This window comes from Thermoflexus sp. (genome assembly GCF_042408815.1).
Lineage (GTDB): Bacteria > Chloroflexota > Anaerolineae > Thermoflexales > Thermoflexaceae > Thermoflexus.
This window is the reverse complement of the sequence record NZ_JBHOQR010000012.1, coordinates 52,030-61,580: the sequence shown is the minus strand read 5'-3', so window position 1 is coordinate 61,580 and position 9,551 is coordinate 52,030. Positions and strand designations below refer to the sequence as shown.

Here is a 9,551-nt window from a genome sequence, read left to right as displayed (position 1 = left end):
CTGTATCTCCCCCTGGCCGTGCGGGAAGGGCAGGGAGCCGTGACCCGATAAGGGCGGAGACACAGCGGATGAAGCGTCCAGCGCCGCGAAGAGATGGCTATCATCTTAATGGACGAGAAGCACGTCCTCTGGAGGGCCAGCGATGATACGGTGTGGCGGGTGCATCCTGAGCAGATCCGATGGCGGATCCCGCGGTTGCGGACGTGGGGGAGGCATGGCGGCGGGTGGCTCTGACGCTATTGTGGGTCCACGCTGTGATCGGAGGGGTGAGATCATGAGCCGGCGGCATCGATGGATACTCATCGCCTGGCTGATGGTGGTTACGAGCCTTCCCCGGGGATCCATCGAGGCCTCCCCGGCCGCTTCCAGCTCGCAGCCGAGCATTCCCCTCTCCATTGCGGCGGAGGGGGCAGTGATCGTAGAACCCGTTGGCTACATCGGTGGGCCCATCCAAGTCCTCACCATCCACAGTTCCTATGCCTATGTCGGCGTTGGGAGGAACCTGCTGGTCATGAGCCTCGCGGATCCCCGCCGCCCGAAGGTGGTGGGCTACGTCCGTCTGCCCGACATGGTGAACGGAGTGACAGTCGCTGGAGGCCTCGCCTACGTGACAGCGCGCGATGGGGTGTGGATCCTGGATGTGAGCGACCCAAGCCGCCCGCGCATCGCCGGCCGCGCGCCGGGAGGCGCGACCCGGAGCGCTATCGCCGGGAATTATCTGTATGTGACCTATGCGACTGTGACATATCAGGATGGATTGTTGTTCGGGTTCGGTGGGTTGCGGATCCTGGATGTGAGCAACCCCGCGGCCCCGCGGGAACTCGGGCGCTACCAGGAGGAGATGCTCCTCGCCGGAAACGTGGCGTTAGCTGGGAGCTACGCCTATGTGGAGGACACCTTCACCCATCAGACTGTGGTCTTCGATGTAAGCTCTCCCACATCCCCTCGCAAGATCGGTACCGTGAATCCTTCCCCCAATCGAGTCGACATGGTAATCGGAAATTACGCCTATGGGGTGGCCAGCGACTGGGGGGTCCCACCCAGCCTGGTGATCATGGATGTCCGCGACCCATCCGCCCCCCAGGTGATCGGCTCCCTGAGCCTGACGGAGTTATCGGATGCGAGCCGCATGACGGTGGTGGGGAACTATGCCTATGTGGTGGGCATTACGGAGACGCTGGGAAGCCCCCGAGGGAGCCTGCAGGTCGCCGACGTGAGCGACCCTCGTCATCCCCGCTGGGCGGGCAGTTCCCTCCTTCCCCCTTCCAGCGAGGCCACGGATGTGGCCGCGAACGGCCGGTATATCTATGTCACAGATCGATGGATCGGCCTGCGAACGTTCGATGGGAACGATCCGCGAAACCCTCAGGAGATCACCACTCTGGCCTTCCCGGGATCAGCGACGCGGATCGCGACGGATGGAAGTTACCTCTACGGAATCGGCATGGGGAACAAGTTGTGGATCTTCAATGCCCCCAATCCACCCCCACCTTGGCTGGCAGGTTATCAGGATCTATCTACGCAGGGGTTCGATACTGAGGCTCTGGATATCGCGGCGTCTATGAACCGGGTTTATATCGCCATAGGCGGCCGGCTGGAGATCATCGACGCCCGCAACCCCGCCGCCCCTACGGTGTTCCGGCCCACTATCCTCGCCTGGGGCGTGGATGCCATCGGAAACCAGCTCTATGTGGCCAACTATACCGGCCTGGAGATCTACGATATGAGCAATCTCGCAAGTCCCCAACGGATCGGCTTCCTCTCAGGGGATATGGAGAGGGTCACGGTGGTCGGGAATTATGCATATGCCCGCAGCTTCAACCAGCTGCTGATCATCGATGTCCGCAACCCGACGAGCCCCCGCCTGGTTGGGCGGTATACCGTGCCCACCCCAAGCAACAATGCAGGGCTGCTGATTCGGGATGTGGCGGTGGATCATAACCGCGCCTATATCCTTTATCCGACGGACGGAGGCGGCGATCGCCTCGAGGTCCTCGACGTGAGTCAGCCGGAATCCCCGCGGCGGATGGGCATCTATGACCTGCCCCGGGATTGGCATGCAGTGGGCGTAGAAGCGGAGGGAGCTTACGTTTATCTGCTCCGTGCGAAATGCTCTCTAAGCTCCTTAGAGCCCTACAGGAGCACCTTGCAAATCCTGGACGTCCATGATCCATCCTCTCTCCGCGTGACGGGCTCCTATGAGATCCCGGGCTGTGCAGAGGACATCGAGAAGGAAGCCGACTACATTTACATCGCCAAATGGGATGAACTGATGGTTATGCGGATCCACCAGCTGGACCGCTCGGTTTACCTGCCCCTGGTGTTGCGCAATCGTTGATCGGACTCCCGGTCACCTCTTCGCAAAAGAAACCGGTGGATCGCTGGCGCGCAACACCTGGAGGCCGATTTCCCATCGACGCAAAGGCACCGCCCCTTGCTTGAGGCGATATCCCACGAACCTCAGCGTTGAAGGTCCCACTGCCCGTGGAATCCCATGGATCCTTCGAAGGACAACAACCGGCGATGCCGGATCTTCACGGCGCGCCACTCTTCCTGCCCGCTCTGGCGTGGCTGATAGGGCTGTTCCTCGCCCGGAACCTCCTGCCCGGCGAGGATCTATTCCCACGCTGGACCCTGTTTTTCCTGATCTGGATGCTCCCGGCCGTGACAGCCATCGGGCTCCGCTTCCCCGATTCCGGAGGCCGGCGTCTCCCCTTTCTTTTTCTGATCCTTCTCCTCGGCGCGCTCCGGGAAACCCTGCGCCCGATCCCATCCCTCCCCCCGCCGGTGGCCACAGCCGTGGAGGAGGGGGCAGAGCTCACCCTGGAGGGGGTCGTGGTCAATGACCCGGCTGAACGCGGCGCGGGATCCCGCTTCCGCTTCCGCCCAGACGGCGGGGACGGCCTCCTTCAGGTAGATCTCCCTCAGGGCCGCCCGGAGTATGGAGATCGGATCCGCTTGACCGGACGCGCGGGCCCCCTTCCGGTCAGCGCTGGCGTCGATCGACGGGCTGTTCTGGCCCGGCAGGGGGTCCTGGGCATCTTCCGAGCCCGGGAATGGACCCGCCTGCGATCCAGCGAGGGAAATCCCCTGCTCGGACTGCTCTACCGGGCGCGCGGATATGCCCGGACACGCCTGCGGGAGATCCTCCCGGATCCGGAGGCGGGGTTGCTCATCGGCATCCTGCTGGGGGATGAAAGCAGCATTCCGTGGGAGGTCGAACAGGCCTTCGCCCGCTCCGGCCTCAGTCACATCGTCGCGATCTCCGGTTATAACATCACCCTGCTCACCGCTCTCTCCTTAACGATCTTCACCCGGCTCCTGGGTCGACGGATCGCCCTCTGGGCAACCCTGGTTCTGATCCCCGTATATGCCCTTTTCGTCGGCGCTTCGGCCTCCGTGGTGCGCGCCTCGATTATGGGATCCCTCACCGTGATCGCCTGGATGTTGGGGCGCAGCAGCGACGCCCTCAACGCCCTGAGCCTCTCCGCTTTCCTGATGACCCTCTGGGATCCAGCGGCAATGGAGGATATCGGCTTCCAGCTAAGCTTCGCCGCGACCTTGGGATTGCTCTTCCTGGCCCCGCTGCTGGAGCAATGGGCCCACGTTCAAACCGCCCATTTGTTCCGGGATCCCCAGGCCGCGACGCTGGTGGAGATCTTCCGAGAGGCCCTCCTGGTCTCCCTGGCAGCCCAGATCGCCACCGCGCCCCTGATGCTGTATCATTTCCGGGAGCTCTCCCTGATCGCTCCTCTCGCCAATCTCCTGACCCTCCCCATGCAACCCTTCGTGATGGCCTTGGGGATCCCCGCCGCCATTGGCGCGGCGCTGGTCGGCCGCCTGGCCGCGCCCCTGGGCTGGGCCGTCTGGTGGCCTCTCGCCTGGACGATCCGCATCGCCGATCTGACCGCCCGATGGCCCCTGGCAACGGTGCGCGTCGCCCCCGGTTACCTGGCAGGGATGCTGCTTTTCTATGGAAGCGCGCTGGCGTTCCTGCTTCTTCGCGCCTGGGGCGTTCCCTGGACCGATCTGATCGCCCGTCTCCAGCCCTATCAACCGGCTCTGCGCATCCTCGGCCTCATCGGGGCGCTGACCAGCATCGCGTTCACCTACTTGCCGGACGGTCGGACGCGGTTGGTGCTCTTTGAGGGAGGTCATGCCCTCCTTCTGGAGACCCCGGAGGGGCATCGGGTGCTATGGCTGGATGGCTCCGGGGATCCTCCCGTTGGGGAGTTGGGGCGCTGGCTGGGACCGTTCGACCGTCGCCTGGATCTTGTCATCCTCCAGGGGGAGGGAGCAATGCGCAGCGTGAACACTCTGAAAGGCCGTTATCCGGTTCGCCATGTCCTGGGAGGAGAAACACCCATCCCGCCGGGATTACAGGTCGGGATGGGAAGGGTAACCCTGCGCACGATCGATGGCGGATGGATCCTGGAGATGGGAGGGCAGCGGGCGCTGATCACCGACCACCGCAGGGTTGAAGAAGGGACCTTCGCCGATTTGGTTTTTGTGATGGGGGAAGAGCGCCGAGGGCTGGCCGTGGCCCGGCAGGTGAACGCTTGGGGGCTTCTGGTGGGGGGAACGCCTGCTGGGGGAGCGGCCGGCGCGGTCTCCGGGTTACGTCACGTCTGGCGCGCCCAGGACCACCGGTGGATCGCCGCCGCAACGGATGGAAGGATCTGGTGGATAGGGGCAGGCCCATGAGATCCCGGACTGTGCCGACTAAAGAAGGGAAGGAGCCGCTTTAGCGGCGACATTTGTCGGGACGAAAGCCCCTGCTCCTACCGGCGTGCCCCAGGTTCCATAAGCGGCCCTCGGCACCCTCATCCTCCCATCGGGCGCATGACATAAAGCGAACCTTCCCGGGGCCATCGATGGCCCGCCGGGCAGACCACCGCTCCCTCCTCCTCGGGAGCCGGGAGCCGGCAAAGGGGGCAGCGCCAGAACCCATCCCCGGTCACATGCTCTCCAGATCCTGCCTCCGCCTGAACGAAGATGCTGGGCGTCAGCTTCCAGAGGGCGCCGATCTCCTGCACCCAGCCGTCCATTCGGGCCAGCCAAGGGGCAGGGATCAGGCGCTTCAGCCACGGATGCCGGAAGTGCGACACCGCCCGTTCCCGCCGGATCCGGAAGCCCGCCTCTTCCAGCCGGGCGCGCATCCAGGCAGGATGGAAATCGAAATGGAGCGGGGCGAACTCCACGGGCTCCAGCGAGAAGGGCGACCAAGACTGAGCGCCCAGGGCGTAACGGAGGATGGCCTTCAGGTGACGCTTGTTGGCAAACTCCAGAACGAACGCGCCTCCCGGCTGCAGGATTTCGTGGATCCCCTTGAGGGCGCGGGGCACATCCTGGACATGATGAATCACCCGGACCATCACAATGGTATCGAAGGAGCCAGGCATGAAAGGCAGGCGGTATAGATCGCCCACCACGAAGCGGAACCGCGGGTCGTGCCCCCAGCGCCGCCGGGCGGCTTCCACCTGCGTCCGCGCGTAATCCAGGAGATACACCTCTTCGTAGCCGCCGTATAAATCGGCCAGCCGTCCAAAGCCCGCGCCGATCTCCACCAGCCGATGGCCCCGCGGCGGCAAGAGCGCCCGCAGTGCGATCCGCTCCGCCAGGTCCTCATAGGTGCGGCCCGCCTGCCAGAAGGCCTCGTAGTCGGTCGCTTCATAATCGCAGATCGGAGGGGAGCTCGTCACCTTCACGCCATTTCCCCCCTATCATCCGTTCAGCAGATGCCAGCCCAGGAGCCCCAACCCGGCGATCCCGCTGAGCAACAGGATCCCATGATCCCACAACGATCCGGTCCGCCAGCATGCCAGGCGCAGGCGCCTGGTGGAGAGCGGCCACAGCCAGGGGATCCCCTGGGGCGTGAGCGCATCCAGCAACAGATGGGAGAGATATCCCGCAGCCCATGCCCCGGCCAGCCGGGGTTCCTTCCAGAGCAGCGCGCCCAGAAGGCTCCAGAGGACCGCCAGAGCAAGGGAATGCGTGGGCCCCCGATGGGGGAGGCGGATCAACATCCACAGCAGGAAACCACTTCCCAGGCCGATCCCGGCTATCCATGGAGATCGCAGCAGATACCCCCCCAGCGCGCCTCCGACGATGGCCAGCGCCCCCAGCCTCCGTGCCCCGCGCGCCACAGAGCCCACATCCAGATCCACATCCGGGATCGCGCCGGAGAAGGCCCCCAGCGCACCTCCCAGGGGTCCGCCGATCCAGAAGCCGATCACACCTCCCGTGACAATATGGGTGCGCAACTGCATCCCATTAGACCCTGAGTGATGAAGGATATGAGCTTCTATCGCTCCCCGCCTCGGCCACCACACCCCTCGCCCGCCCCTATGGCCCTGGGATCATGTCCAGCAACGCCTTGAGATCCTTCAGGAGCAGGAGCAGCTTCCCCACCACCGGGTCCAGCCCTGAAGCGCCCAGGGCGATGTCCACCGGCTGATCGAAGCTCACCCCGATTTGCGTGCGAACCGGAACCGTCATATTCAACCGCACCGGAAGACGGGTGCCTGCAGGCAGATGGATAAAGACCGTCCCGTTGATCGTGCCCCCGCCCCCGGGCAGCTGGAACGTCGCCACCGTGGTGATGGGCACCGGCGCCAGCGTCACCACCACCGTATCCTGCTGAACCGGGAGTTCAAAGGCCACAGGGACCGATTGCCGGATGGGGATGGTGGTGGAGATGTGGGTGCTTCCAAGATCCTGCGCGATCTCCTCCAGACGCCCCACCGTTTGGTTCACCGTGGACTTCAGGGAGGACAGCTGCAAGTAGAGCAGAGCCAACACGATGACCAGAATCAGGTTTACGGTGAAGGAGAACAGAATGGCGATGTTCTTGAACGCTCCCCACAGCCGTCTGAGAAATCCCATCGCTTTTCCCTCCGATTGAGCTGATGGGGTATATGAAAACTCTCAGCGCCCGACCCCACCCTCCCCTTCCCCGTGCTGTAAAGCAGGGTTCGATCCGCTATTCCCCCGGCTCGACCTCCACCTGAACCCCATCCCCATCGACTTCCACCACCCAGGTGCGCGCCGGGATGCCGGCCTCTGCAAACGCAGCCGCCATCGCCGCGGCGATCGCCTCATGGCCCTCCGGAGCGAACGCGGCGAGGGCTGGGCCCGACCCGCTGATGCATACCGCCGCCGCTCCCGCGGCCCGCGCGGCCGCCACCGCCCGCTCATAACCTGGGATCAGCTGCGCCCGGTAGGGCTCATGCAGCCGATCCCGCATCGCTCGGCCCAGCAACCCCCAATCGCCCTCCCGAAAGGCGTGGACCAGGAGCGCCACATGGCCGATCTGGAAGACCACATCGGCTAAAGACACGTGAGCGGGAAGCAGGCGGCGAGCCATCTCGGTGGATACGGTAACGCCCGGGAGAGCCAGCGCCACCCGCATGGGGGGGATGGGAACGCGGGCCGCGATCAGCCCATCCTCATCCCGCGCAACCAGCGCCAGCCCTCCCAACAGCGCCGGCGCCACGTTATCCGGGTGACCCTCCAGCACGGTCGCTATCTCCAGCAGGACCTCCGGCGGATCCAGCCGTCCCATCCAGGCCTGAGCCAGGGCCAGCCCCCCGACTACGGCCGCCGCGCTGGATCCGAGGCCGGACATGAGGGGGATCCGGTTGCGGCAACGCAGACGCATCGGCGGAAGCGCGGATCCCATCCGCTCGAACAGCGCCGCCGCCGCGCGCACCACCCGATTGGCCCCATCACGGGGAAGGAGATCCGCGCCCTCCCCTTCCACAATGACCTCCAGGGCGGAGGCCGGCTCGGCTTCGATCTCGTTATAGAGACCCAGCGCCAGCCCCATCCCATCAAAACCCGGGCCCAGGTTCGCGGTGGTCGCTGGAACACGCACCCGAATCCGCATTGGATCCTTCCACCTCTACAGGTTGATGATCCAGAGAAACCTGCTTCCTCGATTCCCCTGTTCCTGAGCCTTCAGAGGCTTCGCTCCGACTCCACAATCTCCCGAAAGCGCTCCCAGATCCGGGGCGCATGGGCGCGGGCCTCCGCGGCGATCCGTTCCTCGTCGAGCGTCAGCAACTGCCGATCTTTCATCAGAATCCGCCCTCCGCAAATGGTCGTGGTCACATGGGAGCCATCCACGCCGAAGATCAGATGCCAGGGCAGATTCTCCTTTGTGAAAGGCGTGTAAGGCCGGTAGTCCAGAAGGATGATATCTGCATAGGCGCCCGGCGCCAGAATCCCTACGGGATGAGGCCAGAAAAGGGAGGCGATGCGGGCGTTCTCCCGGTATGCCATGGCCACCACTTCCTCTGCTCCCATGGCCCGGGGGTCGCGGGCGTGAACTTTATGGACCAGGTAAGCGGTCTTCATCTCCGCAAACATATTGTTGGAGAACCCATCGTTCCCCAATCCGACCGTCACGCCCGCCTTCCGCATCGCTCCCACCGGCGCCACCCCGACCGCGTTGTTCATGTTCGAACGGGGCTGATGGCTGACTTTGCTCTCCGTGCGAGCCAACAGATCAATCTCCGAGGCGTCGACATGCACGCAGTGCGCACATAGCGTCTGCGGGCCCAGCACCCCATCGCGGGCCAGCCGTTCCACTGTTCGCACCCCGTAGACCGTCAGGCTGTGCCCCTCATCCACCGCATCCTCGGCCACATGAATATGGAAACCCGTCCCCAGTGCCCGAGCTTCCGCAACCGCCTGCTCCATGGTCTCGGGACCGATGGTGAAGGCGGCGTGAAGTCCGAAGGAGGCCGCCAGGAAGGCACCCCGAGGATCCCCGCTGGCCCGCCATTCTCGAACCCGCCGGAGGAAACGGACGTTCTCCCGGATCCCCGCTCTCGCCCCTTCCGGGCCGTTGCGATCGGACACCTCATAGCAGAGGCAAACCCGTAGGCCGGCCTCTATCACCGCCTCCGCGATGATGTCCAGAGAGCCATCGATGCAGGAAGGGCTGGCATGATGATCGATCAGTGTGGTGGTGCCGTGACGGATCGCATCGATCAGACAAACCATGGCGGAAAGGCGGACTGCCTTCTCATCCAGGGCTCGATCCAGACGCCACCAGAGCCGGCGGAGGATCTGAGGGAAATTCGATGGGGGCTCATCATAGAGAGGCATCCCTCGTGCAAAGGCCCCATAGAAATGCGTGTGGGCACACAGGCTCCCTGGAAGGATCAACTGCCCGCGGGCATCCATGGCCTCCGCATCCGGATAGCGCGCTCGCACCTCCGCCGTAGTCCCGATCATCCCCACACGATCTCCCTCGATCGCCACTGCCCCGTCCTCGATCACCCGGGGCGGATCTTCCATGGTACAAACGGTCCCATGGATGATAAGCCAGGTCATGGGATCCCTCCTCCTAGAAGCAGCAGTCGTGCGATGCGCCGTTCTTCCGGTTGGATCTCCGCAGGAAATGAAAGATCGCCAAAAACGGCCCCAGCACCCGGATGATTTTCCCTGTTCCTCATGGCTGGATTCCGATGCAGCTGATTGATTTTCTCATGGACGCTTTAGACGTGGAAACCTCCCAGGCATGATGCAGCCGGCCTCTTCCT

7 protein-coding genes are annotated in these 9,551 nt (G+C 64.2%); 2 read left to right on the top strand and 5 right to left on the bottom strand.

Annotation, left to right across the window (positions count from 1 at the left end; genetic code table 11):
- Nucleotides 1-274: 274 nt before the first annotated feature.
- Nucleotides 275-2,338, top strand: coding sequence for an LVIVD repeat-containing protein (locus ACFMO3_RS04355; protein ID WP_376789215.1), 2,064 nt, complete (start codon nt 275-277; stop codon nt 2,336-2,338).
- Between the two features lie 128 nt (nt 2,339-2,466).
- A complete protein-coding gene (locus ACFMO3_RS04350) occupies nt 2,467-4,704 on the top strand; it encodes a ComEC/Rec2 family competence protein (RefSeq protein WP_376789214.1) in 2,238 nt (745 codons plus the stop codon).
- Between the two features lie 119 nt (nt 4,705-4,823).
- Here the strand turns inward: ACFMO3_RS04350 and ACFMO3_RS04345 are convergent, their stop codons facing one another.
- From ACFMO3_RS04345 to ssnA, 5 genes are all read right to left on the bottom strand, one after another.
- On the bottom strand, nt 4,824-5,708 hold the full coding sequence (locus ACFMO3_RS04345; protein WP_376789213.1) for a class I SAM-dependent methyltransferase: 885 nt from the start codon (nt 5,706-5,708) through the stop codon (nt 4,824-4,826).
- Between the two features lie 15 nt (nt 5,709-5,723).
- A complete protein-coding gene (locus ACFMO3_RS04340; RefSeq protein ID WP_376789212.1) occupies nt 5,724-6,269 on the bottom strand; it encodes a metal-dependent hydrolase in 546 nt (181 codons plus the stop codon).
- 76 nt (nt 6,270-6,345) lie between these two features.
- Nucleotides 6,346-6,885, bottom strand: coding sequence for a hypothetical protein (locus ACFMO3_RS04335; RefSeq protein ID WP_376789211.1), 540 nt, complete (start codon nt 6,883-6,885; stop codon nt 6,346-6,348).
- Nucleotides 6,886-6,982: 97 nt separating this feature from the next.
- Nucleotides 6,983-7,888, bottom strand: a complete 906-nt coding sequence (thrB, locus tag ACFMO3_RS04330) for a homoserine kinase (RefSeq protein WP_376789210.1) — start codon at nt 7,886-7,888, stop codon at nt 6,983-6,985.
- A 71-nt stretch (nt 7,889-7,959) separates the two neighbouring features.
- A complete protein-coding gene (gene ssnA, locus ACFMO3_RS04325) occupies nt 7,960-9,342 on the bottom strand; it encodes a putative aminohydrolase SsnA (RefSeq protein ID WP_376789209.1) in 1,383 nt (460 codons plus the stop codon).
- Nucleotides 9,343-9,551 lie beyond the last annotated feature (209 nt).

Bases quoted from the DNA above. Each gene is read 5' to 3' on its own strand.
- ACFMO3_RS04335 (WP_376789211.1), bottom strand. From the start codon at position 6,885: ATGGGATTTCTCAGACGGCTGTGGGGAGCGTTCAAGAACATCGCCATT.
- ACFMO3_RS04355 (WP_376789215.1), top strand. From the start codon at position 275: ATGAGCCGGCGGCATCGATGGATACTCATCGCCTGGCTGATGGTGGTT.
- ACFMO3_RS04340 (WP_376789212.1), bottom strand. From the start codon at position 6,269: ATGCAGTTGCGCACCCATATTGTCACGGGAGGTGTGATCGGCTTCTGG.
- ssnA (WP_376789209.1), bottom strand. From the start codon at position 9,342: ATGACCTGGCTTATCATCCATGGGACCGTTTGTACCATGGAAGATCCG.
- thrB (WP_376789210.1), bottom strand. From the start codon at position 7,888: ATGCGGATTCGGGTGCGTGTTCCAGCGACCACCGCGAACCTGGGCCCG.